At 38.1% G+C, this 19606-nt stretch carries 19 protein-coding genes; 11 read left to right on the top strand and 8 right to left on the bottom strand.

Annotated elements, in window-relative coordinates:
* Positions 1-12 precede the first annotated feature (12 nt).
* From MHI04_RS13205 to MHI04_RS13190, 4 genes are all read left to right on the top strand, one after another.
* Positions 13-1020, top strand: a complete 1008-nt coding sequence (locus MHI04_RS13205; protein WP_231745076.1) for a LacI family DNA-binding transcriptional regulator — start codon at positions 13-15, stop codon at positions 1018-1020.
* Between the two features lie 94 nt (positions 1021-1114).
* Positions 1115-2536, top strand: a complete 1422-nt coding sequence (locus MHI04_RS13200) for an aldehyde dehydrogenase family protein (protein WP_342534912.1) — start codon at positions 1115-1117, stop codon at positions 2534-2536.
* 12 nt (positions 2537-2548) lie between these two features.
* Entirely contained in the window at positions 2549-3403 is an 855-nt protein-coding gene (locus MHI04_RS13195; RefSeq protein WP_342534911.1) for an N-acyl homoserine lactonase family protein, read from the top strand.
* A 17-nt stretch (positions 3404-3420) separates the two neighbouring features.
* Positions 3421-4602 (top strand): iron-containing alcohol dehydrogenase, encoded by a 1182-nt coding sequence (locus MHI04_RS13190; RefSeq protein ID WP_342534910.1) that lies wholly within the window; start codon positions 3421-3423, stop codon positions 4600-4602.
* Between the two features lie 180 nt (positions 4603-4782).
* Here the strand turns inward: MHI04_RS13190 and MHI04_RS13185 are convergent, their stop codons facing one another.
* The gene (locus tag MHI04_RS13185) at positions 4783-5292 is read right to left on the bottom strand and encodes a ferritin (protein WP_036123519.1); all 510 of its coding nucleotides are present in this window, start codon (positions 5290-5292) and stop codon (positions 4783-4785) included.
* Between the two features lie 201 nt (positions 5293-5493).
* The gene (locus MHI04_RS13180) at positions 5494-6255 is read right to left on the bottom strand and encodes a TerC family protein (RefSeq protein ID WP_036123522.1); all 762 of its coding nucleotides are present in this window, start codon (positions 6253-6255) and stop codon (positions 5494-5496) included.
* A 416-nt stretch (positions 6256-6671) separates the two neighbouring features.
* On the opposite strand from MHI04_RS13180, the gene MHI04_RS13175 reads away from it, so the two are divergent.
* The 3 genes from MHI04_RS13175 to MHI04_RS13165 all read left to right on the top strand — a co-directional run bounded on the left by MHI04_RS13175 (position 6672) and on the right by MHI04_RS13165 (position 9437).
* Positions 6672-8432, top strand: coding sequence for an ABC transporter ATP-binding protein (locus MHI04_RS13175; protein WP_342534909.1), 1761 nt, complete (start codon positions 6672-6674; stop codon positions 8430-8432).
* Positions 8433-8553: 121 nt separating this feature from the next.
* Positions 8554-8778: a PepSY domain-containing protein gene (locus tag MHI04_RS13170; protein WP_089932590.1), complete on the top strand. Its 225-nt coding sequence runs from the start codon at positions 8554-8556 to the stop codon at positions 8776-8778.
* A gap of 239 nt (positions 8779-9017) precedes the next feature.
* The gene (locus tag MHI04_RS13165) at positions 9018-9437 is read left to right on the top strand and encodes an SRPBCC domain-containing protein (protein ID WP_036123529.1); all 420 of its coding nucleotides are present in this window, start codon (positions 9018-9020) and stop codon (positions 9435-9437) included.
* A 55-nt stretch (positions 9438-9492) separates the two neighbouring features.
* Here MHI04_RS13165 and MHI04_RS13160 read toward each other — a convergent pair whose 3' ends face one another.
* The 5 genes from MHI04_RS13160 to MHI04_RS13140 form a co-directional block, all read right to left on the bottom strand.
* Positions 9493-10959: a spore germination protein gene (locus MHI04_RS13160; protein ID WP_036123533.1), complete on the bottom strand. Its 1467-nt coding sequence runs from the start codon at positions 10957-10959 to the stop codon at positions 9493-9495.
* Positions 10959-12083, bottom strand: a complete 1125-nt coding sequence (locus tag MHI04_RS13155; RefSeq protein WP_036123536.1) for an endospore germination permease — start codon at positions 12081-12083, stop codon at positions 10959-10961. Before MHI04_RS13155 ends, MHI04_RS13160 begins: the two co-directional genes overlap by 1 nt.
* A gap of 148 nt (positions 12084-12231) precedes the next feature.
* Positions 12232-13122 (bottom strand): RsiV family protein, encoded by an 891-nt coding sequence (locus tag MHI04_RS13150; RefSeq protein ID WP_036123538.1) that lies wholly within the window; start codon positions 13120-13122, stop codon positions 12232-12234.
* A complete protein-coding gene (locus MHI04_RS13145) occupies positions 13115-13633 on the bottom strand; it encodes a sigma-70 family RNA polymerase sigma factor (RefSeq protein ID WP_036123541.1) in 519 nt (172 codons plus the stop codon). Before MHI04_RS13145 ends, MHI04_RS13150 begins: the two co-directional genes overlap by 8 nt.
* Positions 13634-13786: 153 nt before the next feature.
* Positions 13787-14554 carry a TSUP family transporter gene (locus MHI04_RS13140; RefSeq protein WP_101966760.1) on the bottom strand — a complete coding sequence of 256 codons (768 nt, stop codon included), beginning with the start codon at positions 14552-14554 and terminating at the stop codon, positions 13787-13789.
* Positions 14555-14769: 215 nt separating this feature from the next.
* On the opposite strand from MHI04_RS13140, the gene MHI04_RS13135 reads away from it, so the two are divergent.
* Together MHI04_RS13135 and MHI04_RS13130 are read left to right on the top strand one after the other, a co-directional pair.
* Complete coding sequence (locus MHI04_RS13135) at positions 14770-15195, top strand: hypothetical protein (protein ID WP_101966759.1); 426 nt, start codon at positions 14770-14772, stop codon at positions 15193-15195.
* Positions 15196-15270: 75 nt separating this feature from the next.
* On the top strand, positions 15271-16263 hold the full coding sequence (locus MHI04_RS13130) for an LLM class flavin-dependent oxidoreductase (protein WP_036123551.1): 993 nt from the start codon (positions 15271-15273) through the stop codon (positions 16261-16263).
* Positions 16264-16705: 442 nt separating this feature from the next.
* Here the strand turns inward: MHI04_RS13130 and yfkAB are convergent, their stop codons facing one another.
* On the bottom strand, positions 16706-17818 hold the full coding sequence (gene yfkAB / locus MHI04_RS13125; protein ID WP_141903697.1) for a radical SAM/CxCxxxxC motif protein YfkAB: 1113 nt from the start codon (positions 17816-17818) through the stop codon (positions 16706-16708).
* Positions 17819-18094: 276 nt separating this feature from the next.
* Here yfkAB and MHI04_RS13120 point away from each other — a divergent pair, with 276 nt between their 5' ends.
* Both MHI04_RS13120 and MHI04_RS13115 read left to right on the top strand, forming a co-directional pair.
* Complete coding sequence (locus MHI04_RS13120) at positions 18095-18799, top strand: YjjG family noncanonical pyrimidine nucleotidase (protein ID WP_271910151.1); 705 nt, start codon at positions 18095-18097, stop codon at positions 18797-18799.
* A 147-nt stretch (positions 18800-18946) separates the two neighbouring features.
* Positions 18947-19582 carry a 50S ribosomal protein L25/general stress protein Ctc gene (locus MHI04_RS13115; RefSeq protein WP_058844554.1) on the top strand — a complete coding sequence of 212 codons (636 nt, stop codon included), beginning with the start codon at positions 18947-18949 and terminating at the stop codon, positions 19580-19582.
* Positions 19583-19606: the final 24 nt, after the last annotated feature.

Raw genomic sequence — 19606 nt, 5'->3', positions numbered from 1 at the left:
ATGATGAAATGGGTGGTTTTTTTGGTATCTTCAAAAGATGTGGCAAAGCATGCTGGTGTCTCACAAACAACCGTGTCTAGGGTGTTGAATACGCCAGAGCTGGTAAAGCCAAAAACAATTGAAAAAGTAATGAAGGCGATTGAGGAACTAAACTATGTGCCAAATGATATAGCAAGATCGCTTGTTCAGAAAAAAACAGGCATTATAACATTGATTTCGGGGCCGTTACACAACCCTTTTTTTGTTGATACAACAACAGCAATCGTGAATTATGTTAATGCACGTGGTTATAAAGTCAATGTCTATTTTGGAACAGAGGATAATTTACATTCAATTTATAATGCGGTTTTGGAAACAAAAGCAGACGCGATCATTTTATCTTCTATGCTGTACCAAGATGATTTGTTTTTTAAACTAGAAAAACTAGGCATCCCGTTTATTATGTTTAATCGTAAGCATCAAGAAAATAGACATTTTGTAGAGATTGATAATGTGCATGCTGGTTATCTTGCAGCCAATCATGTTTTATCGTTAGGGCATCAATCCTTATGCTGGATAGGTGGGCCCCATCAAATGAGTACTTTTTATGGGCGCTATCAGGGATTTGAACGTGCCTTAAAGGAACATGGGATAGAGGCCAAAGCCGTGCCTACTTTTTTAACGAATACTAATAAAAAGGATATTGAACGTGCCTTTGAGGAACTTTTACAACTCGCTAGTAGACCAACAGCTATTTGCGCAGCTACAGATGCTATCGCTATTGAAATATTAAATCTTTGTTTGGAAAGAGGCTTTCAGGTTCCGAAGGATTTTAATGTCATAGGTATTGATAATGTCGAGCTGAGTAAACATCATTCTATTGCTTTAACAACAGTTGGTTTAACCACAGAGGAAAACCTTGGTTTTATGGCCATCGAAAAATTATTTGAGATCATGGAAAAAAAAAGTACTTGCATCCAGCAAACAGAGTCTGTTAAACTTTTCCCAAGAAATACAACGTGTAAAAATGAACTGATGTAATGTCAGTTTGTTTTTTACACTAAAATGGTTACGTATTCATTTCTTTATTTTCTGAAATGAATACGTAACCATAAAGAAAGGAGTGACACAAGTTTTGAAAAAGGGCTTATGGATCAACGGGGAATGGAAGATGACCGCTGACTGGATGGAGGTGCAAGCTCCTTACTCACAGGAAGTGATTGCACAATTTGCGATGGCTACTGAACAGGATGTACAGGAGGCCATTGAAAGTGCGCAGGCTACAGCTCCTCAAATGGCTGCTTTAACCGCTTTTCAACGCGCAGAGATATTGGAACATTTAGCCACGCTGTTTGCGGAACATCGGGAAGAAGCAGCGAACATTATTTCATTGGAATCAGCGAAGCCGTTAAAGTATGCCTATGCAGAAATTGATCGCACCATTGAAACCTATAAATTTGCGGCTGAAGAAGCGAAGCGACTTACGGGTGAGATGATTCCGATGGATGCCTCGAAAAATGGAGAGGGGCGTTTTGCCTATACATTACGGGAACCAATAGGTGTAGTGGCAGCGATTACGCCATTTAACTTTCCGCAAAATCTAGTAGCCCATAAAGTAGGGCCAGCGTTAGCGGCAGGCAATACCATTGTGTTGAAGCCTGCCACACAAACAGCATTATCTGCTCATTTTTTAGCCAAGTTATTAGCCCAAACCAATTTACCAGCAGGAGCATTTAATCTTGTAACTGGACAAGGCAAATTAGTAGGGGATATGTTTTTAGCACATCCACACGTTAAAATGATAACGTTTACGGGAAGCCCTGCAGTAGGCATTTCCTTACGTAATCGAGCTGGTTTGAAAAAAGTAACATTAGAATTAGGCTCGAATGCAGGCGTTATTATTGATGAAGGAGTCCAACTCGACCGTATAATGGATCGCATTGTGATGGGAGCTTTTTCAAATCAAGGTCAAGTGTGTATTTCATTGCAGCGTATTTATGTTATGGAGAGTATGATTCACGAATTTTTATCGCTGCTGAAAGTAAAAATAGAACAGCTAATAATGGGTGATCCACTGGACAGCAAGACGGATTTAGCGACGATGATTTCACGAGCTGAACAACAGCGAGCCTATCAATGGATTGAAGAGGCAGTTGCGGAAGGGGCACAGATTATAACTGGTGGTCGCATTGAGAATCACATTTTATTACCTACTGTTTTATATAATGCTCAACCACAAAGCCGTGTGTCCTGTGAGGAAATCTTTGCACCTGTCGTTACGGTGAATACAGTCTCATCGATAGAGGATGCGATAGTAGCTATCAATGATTCCCATTATGGCTTACAGGCAGGGATTTTTACACCTTCTATTGAGATTGCTTTCCAAGCCACGAAATCATTACAGGTTGGCGGTGTCATTATTAATGATGTTCCGACGTATCGTGTAGATCATATGCCATACGGTGGTGTGAAGGAAAGTGGCACAGGTCGTGAGGGCATTAAATATGCAATAGAGGAAATGACGGAAATGAAGCTAGTAATTTGGAATAACCAATAATCACGAATGGAGATGGGAAACATGAAAATGATCAAACAACACCCAAAATTGTATGTAATGGACAATGGTACGATGCGAATGGATAAAAACTATATGATTGCCATGCATAATCCAGCAACGATCGATCATCCAAACCAACCAAATGAATTTGTGGAATTCCCTGTTTATACAGTGCTGATTGACCATCCAGAGGGTAAAATTCTCTTTGATACAGCGTGTAATCCAAATTCTATGGGGCCAGAAGGCCGTTGGGGTGAATTTACGCAAAAGGCATTTCCTATTAATATGCCAGAAGAATGCTATTTGCATCATCGCTTAGAAGAATTAAACGTTCGTCCAGAGGACATCAAATATGTTGTCGCATCCCATTTGCATCTCGACCATGCAGGCTGCTTAGAATTGTTCACAAATGCAACAATTATTGTGCAAGAAGACGAATTTAACGGTACATTACAAACCTATGCACGAAACGTCAAAGACGGTGCGTATGTTTGGGGTGACATTGATATGTGGATTAAAAACAATCTACAATGGCGCCTAATTAAGCGTGGCGAGGATCAAGTGAAGCTAGCAGAAGGAATCCAAGTATTGAATTTTGGTAGTGGGCATGCTTGGGGTATGCTCGGTTTGCATATACAGATGCCCGATACAGGAGGCATCATTTTAGCCTCGGATGCTATTTATACGGCTGAAAGCTTTGGTCCTCCCGTTAAGCCACCAGGCATTATCTATGACTCTGTAGGCTATAATGGGACGGTTGAACGGATTCGAAGATTAGCAAATGAAACGAATTCACAAGTATGGTTTGGCCATGATCCTGTCCAATTTAAATCATTTAGAAAATCAACAGAAGGTTATTATGAATAGATAGGAGTAGAGAAGCCATGCATAAATTAACCTTTACACCTACAAGCTATACCGGCTGGGGAAGCTTAAGTCAGCTCCTGATAGAGGTAGAGAAATTGAACGCGCGCAATATTTTGATTGTGACAGATCCATTATTAAAAGAAATAGGGTTAACAAATCATGTTGAAAAACCTTTAATTGAAAAGGGGTATACAACCACTATTTATACGGAGATTGCACCAGAGCCACCGCTTGCCATTGGCGAAAAACTTGTAGATTTTACTCGAAATCATCAGTTCGATTTAGTCATTGGTGTAGGTGGGGGAAGTGCATTAGACTTAGCAAAGCTCGCTGCTGTATTAGCAACACATGAGGGACAAGTCGCAGATTATTTAAACCTAACAGGGACAAAAACATTGGACAATAAAGGGCTGCCCAAAATCTTAATTCCAACTACTTCTGGGACAGGCTCAGAGGTAACGAATATCTCTGTGCTATCACTCGACACAACGAAGGATGTCGTAACACATGATTATTTATTAGCAGATGTAGCAATTGTAGATCCAGCTTTAACGATTTCTTTACCACCAAAGGTAACGGCTGCTACAGGTGTGGATGCCCTCACACATGCCATTGAAGCTTATGTATCAGTGAATGCGAACGAGGTAACAGATGCCCTTGCCCTGCAAGCTATTCGATTAATTAGTCATTCGATTCGAACGGCTGTCCATGAGGGGCAAGATAAGCAGGCTCGAACAGATATGAGCTATGGCAGCTATTTAGCAGGCTTGGCATTCTTCAATGCTGGTGTAGCTGGTGTCCATGCGTTAGCCTATCCACTTGGCGGCCAATTCCATATTGCACATGGTGATTCCAATGCAGTGCTATTGCCATATGTTATGGGCTATATTCGTCAAAGCTGTGAAAAACGTCTGAAAGATATTTTAGATGCAATGGGTATAGCATCTGCCTATTTATCGCAAGAAGAGGCTTCCTATAAATGCGTCGACGCACTACAAAAACTCGTTCAAGATGTTAATATTCCTTCCACATTAAAAGGATTTAATATACCAGAACAAGCCTTAGAACAATTAACGGATGATGCAACGAAACAAACAAGAATTTTAGCACGAAGCCCGATGCCACTAGAACGAGAAGATATCTATGCTATTTATCGAGCTGCATTTGATGGAGAAGTTCGAGAGCCTAAACAATCATAATTAAGAAAAGAGAAACGTTGATTTTTGACGTTTCTTTTTTATGCAGATTATGATTTTTATTACGATCACCTACAGAATTAGCTGTAGTACAAAAATTAAGCTACGAAGCTTCTATGATGAAACTTCGTAGCTTTTGTCATTTCTTAGCTAATGATTCATGATTTTAAAAAAAACTATGTTTTATGCTTCAGCATCAGGTGTAAATGTACGCGAAGCTAATTCTGCATCTAGCATAAAGATAGCATTGGAGTCATTTTCAATACGCTCAATTTTGCGGATTAATGTATCGAATGTTGATTCTTCCTCTACCTGCTCATCGATAAACCATTTTAAGAATGCCATAGTCGCATGCTCACGTTCATCTAAAGCAATGTCTGATAAATTGTAAATGCGTCGTGTTACTTCTTTTTCGTGCGATAGAGCTGTTTTAAAGGCGTCTAAAATCGAATCAAAATGATTACCTGGGCTTTCAAAGCCTTGTATTGTTGCACGATAGCCCATATCACTTAAGAAATTATAAAATTTCATGGCATGGAAGCGTTCTTCTTCGGCTTGGACTAAAAAGAAGTTAGCGAAGCCATCATAATCTTGGTCTGTGCAATAGGCTGCCATTGCCATATAAGCATGGGCAGAGTAAAATTCAAAATTCATTTGTTCGTTAAGAGCTGTGTGTAATTTTTCAGATAACATAAAAGTTTTCCTCCTTTTGCAGTAAATGACTTCTTTACTAGTATACAGTGTAAAGGGGGTTACATACAAAAAATTTAATTTTCGAGGCAAATTGTGCAAAAGTTAATTGATATTAGTTCTCAATTAGAAAATTTGTACGTTTTCCTTTGAAGGAAATACGAAAACATCGCCTCGACATGAATCGAAGCGATGTTTTTTGTCTTATTGTTCTTGTTTCTTTTGGTTTTTGACACCGATTAAGTAGCCACCAAGTGCGATAGCAACTAAAACAATCCAGAAAATTGCTTTCCAAATAGTCGAGTGCGGGAATTCATGTGGAATCACGCCTAATTTCTCATGTGCCAGTGTTAACACAGCTAGTTTCACACCAACCCAACCAACAATTAGAAAGGCAGCTGTTTCAAGCGATGGGAATTTATCAAGAACTTTCACAAACCAACGAGCTGCGAAACGCATCATGATCACACCAATAATACCACCTAAGAACATAACAGCAAACTGACCTGCATTAATGCCACCGATATCAAAATCACCGATATGTGGTAGTGTGACAGCAATCGCTACCGCTGCTAAAATAGAGTCTACTGCGAATGCAATATCAGCAAGCTCTACTTTTACAACCGTCATCCAGAAGCCAGATTTCTTTTTTGGCTCTTGTACTTCCTCGGAGTTTTGCGAGGCTTTCCGGGAATCATAAATATGCTTTATTGACATAAACAATAAATAAGCAGCACCAATTGCCTGAATTTGCCAGAAATTAACGAGTGTTGTAATAAGGAATAGTGCGGCAAAGCGGAAAATAAATGCCCCAACTAATCCATATAATAAAGCTTTTTGTTGTTGAGCTTTTGGTAAATGCTTAACCATAACAGCCATTACGACAGCATTGTCAGCAGCTAACAAACCTTCTAGTACGATTAATACGACAAGTACCCATGCGTATTCTAAAATAATTGCCTCCAAATGTATTTCCTCCTTTAATTGTTGAACAGAAATGAATGGCTTGCTAACTTATTCTTTCCCTATTTTAAGCAAAAGAAAAAGACCTCTGCCTAAAAAACAGGCAAAGGTCTTGCTAAGCAATTAACTGTTCATTCCACAGAATAAATTCTGTGTGACAAAAAATGCCAACACACCCGATGGTAAGATACCATGTAATGACGAATGTGAAATCAGATGCATCGATCGCATCTGCTAGCTACTCCCCTTTGACAATAAAGTCAAAAGCTATTCAATTCTTACTTTTATAATAGCATGTGACAAAATGAAAGTAAATAAAAATATACTGCTATGGGGAAAAAATACTTTTCCGTTACCATTGCACAAATGGTACTATTAAAAGATAGGCGAAATTTTTACAACTTAGAAAGGAGACAAACATGTATAGAAAATTTTTTTCCTATTACAAGCCACATAAACGATTGTTTGTCATCGATTTTTCGAGTGCTATTATTGTAGCCATTTTAGAGCTTGCCTTTCCGTTAGCTGTACAGTGGTTTATCGATGAACTGTTGCCATCAGGCGATTGGGGCATGATTGTAAAAGTGAGTGTGTTATTGCTGCTTGTATATGCCATTAGTACTTTTTTGAACTTTATCGTCAACTATTTAGGCCATAAACTTGGCATTAATATTGAAACAGATATGCGACAGGAATTATTTACACATGTACAAAGACAATCATTCCGTTTCTTTGATAATACAAAAACAGGTCATATTATGAGTCGTATTACTAACGATTTATTTGATATAGGGGAGTTTGCTCATCACGGGCCAGAGGATTTATTTATAGCGATTATGACCTTTATTGGGGCCTTTGCTATTATGTTTAATGTGAACCCAACGCTCGCTTTGATTGCAGTGATTATGGTGCCGTTTTTAACATGGCTAGTGACCTTTAGTAATGTCAAAATGAATAATGCATGGAAAACGATGTACGGAAAAATTGCTGATGTCAATGGACGTGTGGAGGACAGTGTATCCGGTGTGCGCGTCGTAAAATCCTTTACTAATGAAGCTTTTGAAATTAGCCGATTTAAAGAACAGAATGGATTTTTCCGTGCGGCAAAATTATATGCCTATAAAATAATGGCAGGAACACACTCCAGTATCTACATGATGACACGCCTTTTAACATTAGTGGTACTTGTTGTCGGTGCTTGGTTAAGCTTTAATGGAAAGCTTTCTTACGGTGAACTAGTAAGCTTTGTCTTATATACGAATGTTTTGATTAAACCAATTGATAAAATTAGTGCATTATTAGAGCTTTATCCTAAAGGGATGGCTGGCTTTAAGCGCTTCCGTGAATTAATTGAGCAGGAGCCAGAAATTCAAGATCGTGAGGATGCCAAGGTCATCAAGCACTTAGCAGGTGATATCGCATTCAACAATGTTCATTTTAATTATGATGCATCGAAACAGGTTTTACGTGATCTATCATTTGATGTAAAAGCTGGACAAACCATTGCCTTTGTTGGACAATCAGGTGCGGGTAAAACAACGATTTGTTCGTTAATTCCTCGATTTTACGAGGTGACAGAAGGTGCTATTACGATAGATGGTATTGATATTCGCAATATGACGCAGGCTTCATTACGTGCTCAAATTGGTATCGTACAGCAGGACGTCTTTTTATTTACAGGGACGATTCGTGACAACATTGCCTACGGAAAATTAGACGCAAGTGAAGCAGAAATTCGAGAGGCAGCGAAAAAGGCCCATTTACAATCATTTATCGCAGAGCTGCCAGATGGCTACGACACGCAAATTGGTGAACGTGGCTTGAAATTATCAGGGGGTCAAAAGCAACGATTAGCAATTGCTCGTATGTTCCTGAAAAACCCACCGATCTTAATTTTAGACGAGGCAACTTCTGCATTAGATACAGAAACAGAAATGATTATCCAGCAATCGTTAACAGAGCTAGCTGAAAATCGCACAACATTAGTTATTGCTCACCGATTGGCAACTATTCGTAATGCAGACCGCGTGCTAGTTGTGACATCGAACGGTATTGAAGAAGATGGTACATATGATGAGCTAGTGGCTCAAAATGGACTTTTTGCGAAGCTTCATCATATTCAATTTCGTAAGGGACAATCGGAACAAAACAGACAACAAGATTTTGTTGAACTAACGTAGAGAAATGGGGAGATTGTTTTAAAACAATCTCCCTTTTCTATTTGACACATATTCTCAAGCATTGTCATAAAAACACATACATGCATAGTATAGGTTTATGTAGCAAGGGGAGGATGATTGAATGGTTATGCCATCAAATAATCAAAGGATATCTCTTCAACAAGCCATGCAAATTGCTGTACAAAGAGTACCAGGTCAAATCATACATTATGGCATGGATATGGAAAACGGGACTTTGGTCTATGAAATATTTATTTTGACTGCTCAAAATAAGATGTATGAAGTTGAAGTAAATGCAAAGACAGGTGTCATTCGAAAAATAGAAGAAGAGAATGATTACGACTAATTCTTGTTTTAATAAGCATAGCTCAAGTACTCAAATGATTTTGAGCTTGGGTTTTTTTTATTGATCATGAAAAGGCCTCAGCTCGTTGATTAAAAGCACACTTAGTATAGAAATAATTAGTAATGTTGAAGCGGGATTAGATAGGTTAGCAAAATTTTTGAATGGTGAAAGGAATAATACGCAAAAAAATCGAATAGAACAATCACTAGTAAAAATGATGAAATAGATGAGGTGAAGTAATGGATAACCAACAAATCATTGGTCAAACAAAAAGTGTAGGCTTTCAAGTAGGGGTTAGAAGGACATTTCCAATTTCACAGGAGCAAGCATGGGCGCTTATTACGACGGCAGAAGGAGTACATTCCTGGTTAGGAGAAGGTACTACGATTATTTTTGAAGCTGGGCATAAATACCATTCAAGGACAGGGACAGGGGAAATCAGGATTGTTAAACCATTAGAGCAGCTTCGACTCACGTGGCAAAAAGAAGCGTGGTCAAGACCATCCACTGTACAAATCCGTATTCTACCTAAAGAACGACATAAAACGACGATTAGCTTTCATCAAGAGCATCTTTCTGATCAAACTGTACGAGAAGAAATGAAACGTCATTGGGAAAGCGTGCTAGACAGTATCAAAGAAAGGGCACAAACTATTTGAGTGTACAAAGAATAGCATCCCTACCATTTTTGAAGGGATGCTATTTGCTTTGTTTTTAGGACTCTTTGTTTTCGTGACCTTTTGATGTTCGTGTATAATCCTGAGGAGCAAGTGCTTTGTTACGCTCTGTATAGCCCTTAGGTGATAAACGAAAGATGGATTTTTTAATGGTAGCCCAATTTAAATCTGTTGCCAGATTCATGTAGGAGTAGCCATAAATGCGAATATTACATAGGTAAAGGAGTGTTAAATATAATGAAACAAAGAAGCCAAACAGTCCAAAAAAGGCACTGGCAAAAATAAAGGCAATCCTTAAAATACTAACGGATGTAACAAGCGATTGATTGACCAATGTAAAAGAGGCAATAGTAGAAATAGCAATCACAACAATCATTTCAGGACTTGTTACCCCTGCTCGAATGGCAGCATCTCCGATAATTAATCCGCCTACCACACTGATGGTCCCACCAATAACAGAGGGTAGACGTAAGCCTGCCTCACGAAACAATTCAAACATTAGCAACATCAAGAGCATTTCAAGCGAAGAGGGGAGCGGTAAGCCCGATTTAGCCTGCACAACGGTTGCGAGTAGCTGTAACGGTAATTGATTTTGATGATAGGTCGTTAAAGCTAGCCAAAATGCAGGCAGTAGTAAGCCGATTAAAATACCTGATATCCTTAATAATCGTTCGAGGGAACTGAAGATAATAGGATATTCATTATCCTCAGCCGATTTAAGTAATAAAAACAGATTGACTGGTGTTACGACAGCATAGGCAACACCATCAACAAAAATTATAAATCGACCTCTTGCTAAGGCTTGAACGGCATAATCAGGTCGCCCTGTGTAATCAAACTTTGGAAAAAGCTTAGAATTTTTATTGACCCGTTCCATCAATAAATCACCACTAAATACAATATCTGTATCTACGGCTGCTAGCTGCTTTTTAATCCCATGTAAAATATCCATATCCACAATATCATCAAAATAAAGTATAGCAACCGTTGTTTTTGAACGTTTCCCAAGCTCCATTTTTTCTACACAAAAGGAATTGGTTGGCAATCGTTTTCGTAACAGTGCGATATTGACGCGAATATCTTCAATGAAATTATCCCTCGGTCCTTTAACAAGAACCTCCATGCGCGTTTCTTCAGGTTGACGATTAGGTTTATGCGCAATATTACTAGCATATAAAAGATTATCTTCATCAAAATACAGCAACAGGAAACCACTATAAACAAATGTAATTAGCTGTTCCTTGTCTTCTATTTTTTGAATACTCGGAATATGAAGATGCCTAGCAATATTCTCTTCAAGGGGGACCTCATCCAAATGGTCAAATAAATATTGAATACGTTCAATAATCACTTCATTGAGCATTTGTTGATCAATCATCGCATCACATGTAATGAAGTGTACTTTTTGCTGATTAAAGGTGTATTCTTGAAATTGAATATCTGCCGATTTTTGAAATAATTTTCTGAGCGTACTAAGATCTAGCGCCTGCTCGTGCTGAGGCATTACGATTCACCACTTTTCATGTCTTGTTTTTCAGTTTTCCCCTTTTTAGAAGATTTATCCGACAAGAAAGCTACGATTACGAAAAAAATTGACAGGGCAAAGAAAAAGATAAACGTAGAAGTTAGGATATAATTTCCTTTTACCTTTAAAAATAAATTTTCATTTAACATAATGAGTGGCAAGCAAAGTATAAAGAAGGGAGGAGCAAGCATTTGCCATATTCGCTTCGGATTGCCGGTCATTTTTAATAAATCTGCCACGATATACAAAAGGAAGCTAACGCGAATAAAGGTCCCTGTTAGCCATTGGTAAATAGAGAAAAAGTCTAGATGTTCAATATAGCGCCCGATTGTCACTAAACCCCATTCTTCATAGGCAGGATAGCGTTGTTTAGCCGCTTCACTTGGTCCAAATTCGGTAATGGCTCCAATTAATGGCCCTAATGTGAGTCCCACTAAGATCGATAGCATAATGACAAAGTGATACCACCGAATTCGTTCTTTAAATTGATGTTGTAAAAATAGTAGCATTAAAAGCTCTATGAACCCTGATGCTGGGAAAATCATGCCTCGAAAAACGGGCTGGAAACCATGTTCAAAAAACGGTCGTAATAAATCATAGTCTTTTACTTGTAGGTTGGTAAAGGCAACAAAAAAGCCAAACACCACAACTCCGAATAACACAAAGACATTTAAAATCACAATTGTCTGCAAGCTCGTCGTCACCAGAAGAATACACAAAATGGTATAGATAAATAATAGGATGATAACGGGCGTTTGCGGTAAAAATGTTGTGTTAACCCATTGCAAGGTTTCAACCATCGTAAAAGCTGTAATAATCATTATAAAAATGACAATTGTATAAATGACAATAGAAGAGCCAATGTTTCCGATTTTTTCGTTTAACCAGTCTCGAATGGGTTCCTGTTTAGACTTCGATTGAATATATACTAATAGAAATAGCCAAAAGAAAATGACTCCTCCAGCAAGTAAAACCGATAGCCAACCATCTCTTTTGGCTACATCTAACAGCGGGGGAATAATCGTTACATGATTTTTTAAGCCAATAACAGTCATAGATAGGAAGATGACATGTAAAATACTGATTGATCCTACACCTTTCATGATGAAAACCCTCTAACATTGATTGATACATACTAGCTTAGACAAAAAAAGTCATTTTTATAAGCAAAAAATGGCATGACCTCATGAAAAAACGAGGTATTTGATGATTCAATCGTCAAATACCTCGTCCTATGAATAGTAAGCTCAATTAGTGAATATATTTCGTGCTAACTAGATCTCCTTTTAGCACATCTGTTGGGATTTCAAATTCTACAACTCCCATATAGCCTGGTGCTACTTCGTATTTATCGAAGGAAATCACTAGTTTCCCTTGATCTGAAATATAGAATGGTTGATCTGGTTTAATGGTTGTAAATGCTTCCATTAATTCTTCATCGGGAAGGCCTGCGCCTTTCACCCAGTAAATTTTTTCTTGATTAGATTCTGCAATTTGTGTACGCATTTGTTCCTTAATATTTTCACTAATTGTCTCAACATATTGTTGATCTTTAAAGAGCATTGGTAGTGTAATTAAAATTTCATTTTGCTTGTCGATTGTATCGTATTGCATGACCGTTGAAGAGGAAGCAACCGTATTTACCACATAACGGCCAATCGATAAAATTTGGTCATTATCTGTTTTGATTTCAAAGCCGCTATCAACACCTAAATGTCCACCACCACTAGCTTTTAAATCTCCAACCTCAGCAATAAAATTATCATAAAGGGCTTTCCCCTCTGCACGATATTTTTCATTTAAAGCATTGGCAAGCTCTTGATTCTCTAAATTTTCAATGGAAGGAACTTGAATGTTGGCATCATAATTATCTTCTGCCACCTCATATTCAGTCCAAGTTAATACTTTCACCACACTACCAACAACAGGGATTTCAGAAAGTGTTCGTGCCATTGCAGGGCTAACATTTAAACTAGCTGTAAACAGCATAGCCGCAGCCGCTGATCCAAGTAGCCATTGTGGTGTGCGATTTTTTTTCTTTTTTCGACCTTGTTTTAGTGCACTTTCAACCACAAAGTCTAGCTCCTTTGGAATAGGAACCTCCATATATTGTTTTTCTAATTTTTGTAATTTTTTATCCATGTGCAGTTTCTCCCTTCACATCTTCCAATTGTATTTTCAATAGTTTTAACGCTTTATAAAGACGCGATTTGGCTGTACTCAACTTAATATCAAGGATGTTCGCTACGTCAGCGAGCTTTAAATCCTCAAAATAATGGAGAATGACAACCTCACGATACATTTGTGGGAGCTCATCCAACGCATGCTCCAAGTCTACATTCTCATAAACATCCTCTTGAGCTGGCGTTAAATATTGTAATGTATCATCATCTGTTACTTGTAAGCGTTTATGCTTACGCAAAAAATCAATGGCCGTACGGACAACTATTTTGTAAAACCAGCTTTTCATATAGGTCACATTTTCAAGTCGATCTAATGAGAGCATGGCTTTTTGGATACTGTCCTGTACAACATCTAGTGCGTCCTGTTCATTTTTTGTATAGCTATACGCGAGCATATAAAAACGCTCTTTTTGTTCACGAATGAATTGGACAAACACCTCTTCATGTTGAAATGCATTTCTTGTTTTCATGTCCAAAGAAGCTCCTTTTTTAACATTGTCAAATTGTATACACTATCTAGACGTGCGAGTAGAGGGAAAAAGTTTAATCCATGAAAAAAACTTACCTCGATTGAGATAAGTTTTATCCTTCAATAGTATCGGCATACATAAGCATAATGCTGATTATGAAAAATAGTCATATGTATTTTTCAAGAGTAATAGAATGGTCACAACGATAAATAATTTACGTACATAGCCACTGCCGCGTTTAATCGCAAATTTAGAGCCAACAATAGCACCTGCAATTTGTGCAAGTCCCATCGGTAGACCATAAGCATAATTTATTTGTCCTAAGTATATAAACATAAGAAGGGCAGCTATATTACTGCCAAAATTTAAAAATTTTGCATTTCCTGCTGATTGTAAAAAGTCAAAACCAACCATAAGAAAAGCAAAAAGTAAAAATGAGCCTGTTCCAGGACCTAAAAAGCCATCATAAAATCCAACTAGTGTGATCACCATAACAAAAATGAGATAACGTTTTGGTGTTAATGTTTTATAGCTCGATATACTTCCCCAGTCTTTTTTGAAAATGGTGTAGATAGCCACTGCTGCAAGCATTATCAGCATTAGTGGCTTGAGAACACTGGGGTCCATTAAGTGGACAATCCAAGCACCTAACATAGAGCCGAAAAAGACAAAGGGGAATAACTTATAGACGGCTTTAATATCTAGCTTGCCAGAGCGATAAAATGTCACTGTGCTAGTCAGTGATCCCATCGTACCTGCTAATTTATTTGTTGCTACTGCAGCAGAGGGTGGAAGACCAACAAACATAAGGGCGGGTAAAGAAATAAGGCCACCGCCTCCCACCACTGAATCAATAAATGCTGCTAAAAAACCAAAAAGAAGTAAGATCATTAAAATATTTACATCTAATTCAAAAGGCACAACAGGTCATCTCTTTTCTATCATAATAATCTGATAGTAGCGAACTGAAGATAAGCTGTAAATATACTATCGATTATTTTTGGGCTTAAGTACATGGAGAGGTTTTATAGAAAATGAATGTAATTGCTACATTATTCAAATAATTTCTACTTGAAGTCATTATTTTGATGTATTATGTAAATGATGGTGTTTTTACGTAAAGGGGACGTGATGACATGAGTTTAGGAAATCATCTACGCGTATTTCTCTGTGTGGTTTTTATGGGAGTGCTTGTAGGATATGTCTTTAATGCAAAAAAAGATATAACAGACCATGATTATATTGATACCGTAAAAGAAGGCTATTTGGAGAATTTTTCAGATGTCACAGTTCGAAATGCGTTTAATTATGCTTTTTTTGAACCGTACTGGCGTTATTATCAAGCAAAAACAGGGGAGCAGGTTGTTGAATTATCGGGTGATATTACGTTTCAAGGTGAAAAAGGACATGCTATCTTACAATTTGTTGTCAACGAACAAACGCAGCAATTCTCACTTCAGGCGATGAAATTTAAAGATGTAGTATTGAACCAGCAGCAACAACAAAAGCTAGTCGGCATGGTCTATCAAACATGGGAAAAGAAACAACTAGCTTATGAGTAAGGTTTTTTATTTTGTAAATCATCCAAACTGTATTACAGTAAAAGGGGGAGCTTAGAGACAGAGAGGATGTTTTAAATGAGATTAAGTATGTTAGATCAAATGCCCATTCCAAAAGGTCATTCTGCAGAGGAAGCCTTCCAACGTACAGAACAACTGGCACTACTAGGTGAAGAACTTGGCTATCATCGTATGTGGCTAGCTGAACATCACAATAGTCAGTCACTAGCAAGTTCAGCTCCTGAAGTGACTGCCGCTTTTTTAGCCGCGAAAACAAAACGTCTTCGCATTGGCACAGGTGGCGTTATGATGATGCATTATTCGCCTTATAAGCTAGCAGAGGTATTTAAGACATTATCTGGTTTAGCACCGAATCGGATTGATTTTGGTGTGGGTAGAGCGCCAGGTGGCGACCATGCCGCTATTTATGCATTAGCAGAGGGAAGACGTCAACGCTTCACGGAACAGTATGATAAGCTCGAAATCGTTTTAAAGCTTATGAATAATCAAAAAACAGGTGAGCATGTCTATGATCAAGTCATCGCAGCCCCTGCTCATATTTCATTACCAGAGGCTTGGTTACTAGGATCGAGTGGACAAAGTGCTATGCAGGCTGGACAGCTTGGAGTAGGCTATTCATATGCACAATTCTTCACTGGCAATATGTCGAAGGATATTTTTGATGCCTATAAATCCTATTTTACGCCTTCTTATTATATGGAAAAGCCACAAATTATTGTGACATATGCAGCAACGGTTGCACCAACTTTAGAAGAAGCGGAATATTTGGCAAAACCAATTGATATCTCTCGTCTTCAACTGATGAAGGGGCAAATCATTCAAACGATGTCACCAGAAGAAGCAAAGGATTATCCGTTGTCGGAAATGGATAAAATGACAATTGACAATAACCGTAAGGCGAATCTTGTTGGGACACCAAAAGACATTGCTGCATTTTTAATCGCTGAGCAAGAGAAGTATGGTTTCGATGAAGTCATGCTGAATTGTAATCAATATGAACTAGAAAGTCGTTTGAATACCTACAAATTCCTGGCAAAGGAATTAATATAGAACGAATAAAGCTTGATAAAATCACCTCGTGTATGTAGTCGTCGAGGTGATTTTTTATTGACCATAGGCTTGCACACAACATAGAAAAACCCGGAAATAAATTTCCGGGTCTGATTACCACTACATTTTTTTCTCCATGACACACTGCCTCGCTTCCGTATAGGATCTTAAGATATTCCTAAGAAAACTGTACTTTACTCAGCTTTGATGGTCCTTCTGAGTTATCGATCAATCGCACTCATCGGGTTAACCCTCCCAGTCATTGGATTTGAAGTGAAATCTTTAATAGTATAGACCATTCATTATTTTTTATACCTTGTTGAACAAATTATAAAAAATATAAATTAAGTAAATAAGCAATTTAGTGAAACTCTTCTTGGATCAAACTTTGGTCAATATGGAGGTTATCTATTTATATTTAATTGTACTTACTGGAAAACATTTATATGCGAGCAGAGCCACTCACAAATGCGGCATCTTGATAATACATATTTTTCACAAGAACATTGGGCCCTAAGCATTTGACTGCTGGACAGTGGCAGTTGAGTGATTTTGCTAAGTCAGTTGTCATCCATTTATCAAAAATGGCTGGTAGCTCGTCATGCACAATATTGCCAAGTGCTGGTGTATCACCAAAATCTGTAACGATCACATCGCCTGTGAAAATATTGATGTTTAATCGAGAACGACCGTCTGGGTCATTTCGCATTGTGACATTCTTCGCTGTGCGCAGACGGTGCAGCAACTTTTGATCCTCTTCATTCCTACTGCAAGGGTAGAATGGGAGTGTGCCAAATAGCATCCATGTATTTTCATCACGAATATCAAGTAGATGGTGAATGGCTTCACGCGTTTCTTCTAATGATAAAGAACTAAGTGCACTTGCGAAGTCTGATGGGTACATTGGGTGTACCTCATGTCTCGCACACTTCATTTCCTCAATGATTTGATGATGGATATGCTCTAAATAAGGCAATGTTTTTTTATTTAACATCGTTTCAGCAGATACCATAACACCATGCTCAGCTAGCATTTTAGCATTATCAATCATGCGTTGGAATAAAGCTGCACGTTGGTCATAAGTTGGTTTGCGCTCCATCATGGCAAAGCCGGTTTCTACAAATTCATCAATCGTTCCCCAGTTATGAGAAATATGAAGGACATCTAGATAAGGGGCAATCAATACATAACGAGCTGGCTCTAATGTTAAGTTGGAGTTAATTTGTGTCCGTACGCCTCGTTCGTGTGCGTATTTTAAAAGCGGCAATACATAGTTTTGAACAGACTTTTTACTCATCATCGGTTCTCCACCTGTAATGCTGAGTGTTTTTAAATGAGGTATCTCGTCTAAGCGCTGTAAAATTAAGTTTATAGGTAGTGCCTCAGGGTCTTTATTTTGTAATGTATAGCCTACTGCACAGTGAGCGCAGCGCATGTTGCAAAGATTAGTAGTTGTAAATTCAATATTTGATAGTGTCATTTGTCCATGCTGTTCCACATCTAAATACGCTTCCCATGGATCAAAGACAGGTGTTATTTTTTGTAAGGTCGTCATCTTTCGTACATCTTCCTTTCTAGCATTCTATTGTCTCATATTCATCGAAAATTTCAAATATGAAATTACCGAACGGACTATTTTAGGACTAGACGAACATTTTTTTACCCAATATAGGAAAATGTTCACCGTTCCATATGGCTAGCAATTGAAGAGTTAAAGCGCATTGATGTCCTAATATTCTGTTATAGGACATTTTACTGTTATTTCTTATAAAAAACGTTATCATGGTAGAGAGTAAATAGTCACAATGCATCGAAGAAAGTGGGAACAGATATGACGAAATATGAGACACTATTGTTTGACGTGGATGATACGTTACTAGATTTTGATTTAGCTGAAAATGCGGCGCTGGACCGCATGTTTAAAGAGGAAAACATAGCTACTACGCCAGAGATGATTGCCCGTTACAAGGAGATAAATGAGACGATGTGGCGAGCTTTTGAGCGTGGGGAAGTAACAAAAAATACACTACATAATACACGATTTGCAATTGCTTTAAAAGAATTTGGGATAGAGGTTGATGGCGTCTACTTTGAATCGCTGTTCCAAAAATATTTACAGGAGGCACATCATTATGTGGATGGGGCTTATGAAGTCATTGCTCAATTAGCCGAAAGTCATCATTTATATGTTGTGTCAAATGGCATCACGATGACACAAAATAAACGATTAGTGGATGCCAATTTAGCACAATATTTTAAGGGTATCTTTATTTCGGAGCAAACGGGCTATCAAAAGCCGATGCCAGCCTTTTTTGATTATGTATTTGAACGGATTGATCATTTTGATAAAGCTAAAACGCTTATTATCGGTGATTCTTTGACGTCAGACATAAAAGGTGGTTTACTATCAGGGATCGATACATGCTGGTTTAACATCCATAATGTTGAAAACACGAGCGACATTGAACCGCATTATGAAATTAAAAAATTGCATGAATTACATGGGTTATTAAATAAAAAAATAGCTCTGTATTAAGAAATACGGCACTTCCTTTGCTATCTGGACAAAGGAGGTGTTTTTTAGTTTATCATCCGTTTTTTCATCAAACAATGTAGGTATAAAATACAACAGAAAAGGCAAAACCTTTTATGAGACTAGTTTCCATGAAAGGGGAAATATTCGATGAATATGGTTTTAACTGCCAGTAAACGTCAAAAAGGACGACAATCTTCATTAACACAGCTTCGACAAAATGGGGACATTCCTGGTGTTGTCTACGGCTTTCAAATGGAATCAACAGCTATTACATTAGATGCTAGAACCTTTGCAAAACTGTTAGCAGCACATGGTACGAAAAGTGTTTTTCAACTAGATGTAGAAGGAAAACGAATTAATGCTGTATTAACAGAAGTACAACGTTGTGCATTAAAGGGCAATGTTAAACACGTTGATTTTAAGTCCATCAATATGTCAGAGGAGCTAGAAGTGGACATTCCAGTAACAGTGACTGGTCATGCTGTCGGTGTTGCGGATGGCGGTTTCCTGCTACAGCCAAATCGTGAGGTACGCATCAAAGTGAAGCCAACCGAGATTCCAGAAACTATAGAAATTGATGTTACGAATGTAGCGATTGGCACGTCTCTTTATGTAGGAGATATTCGTCAGCAGTTTTCGTTTGAAATTTTACAAGAGGATGACTTCACATTAGCAACAATTACACCACCACCTGCTGAAAATGTACAAGAAGAAGATACTGTGGATGGTACACCAGAAGTGATAGAAGCAACAGGACAAAACGGTGCTGAACCAGAAGCATAGAGGAAAGAGGAGCCATTTTACGCT

The sequence above is a fragment of the Lysinibacillus sp. FSL K6-1151 genome, from assembly GCF_038630755.1.
Classification (GTDB): domain Bacteria; phylum Bacillota; class Bacilli; order Bacillales_A; family Planococcaceae; genus Lysinibacillus; species Lysinibacillus fusiformis_D.
Note: the sequence above shows the minus strand (reverse complement) of the source record. Positions and strands in the feature narration are given on the sequence as shown.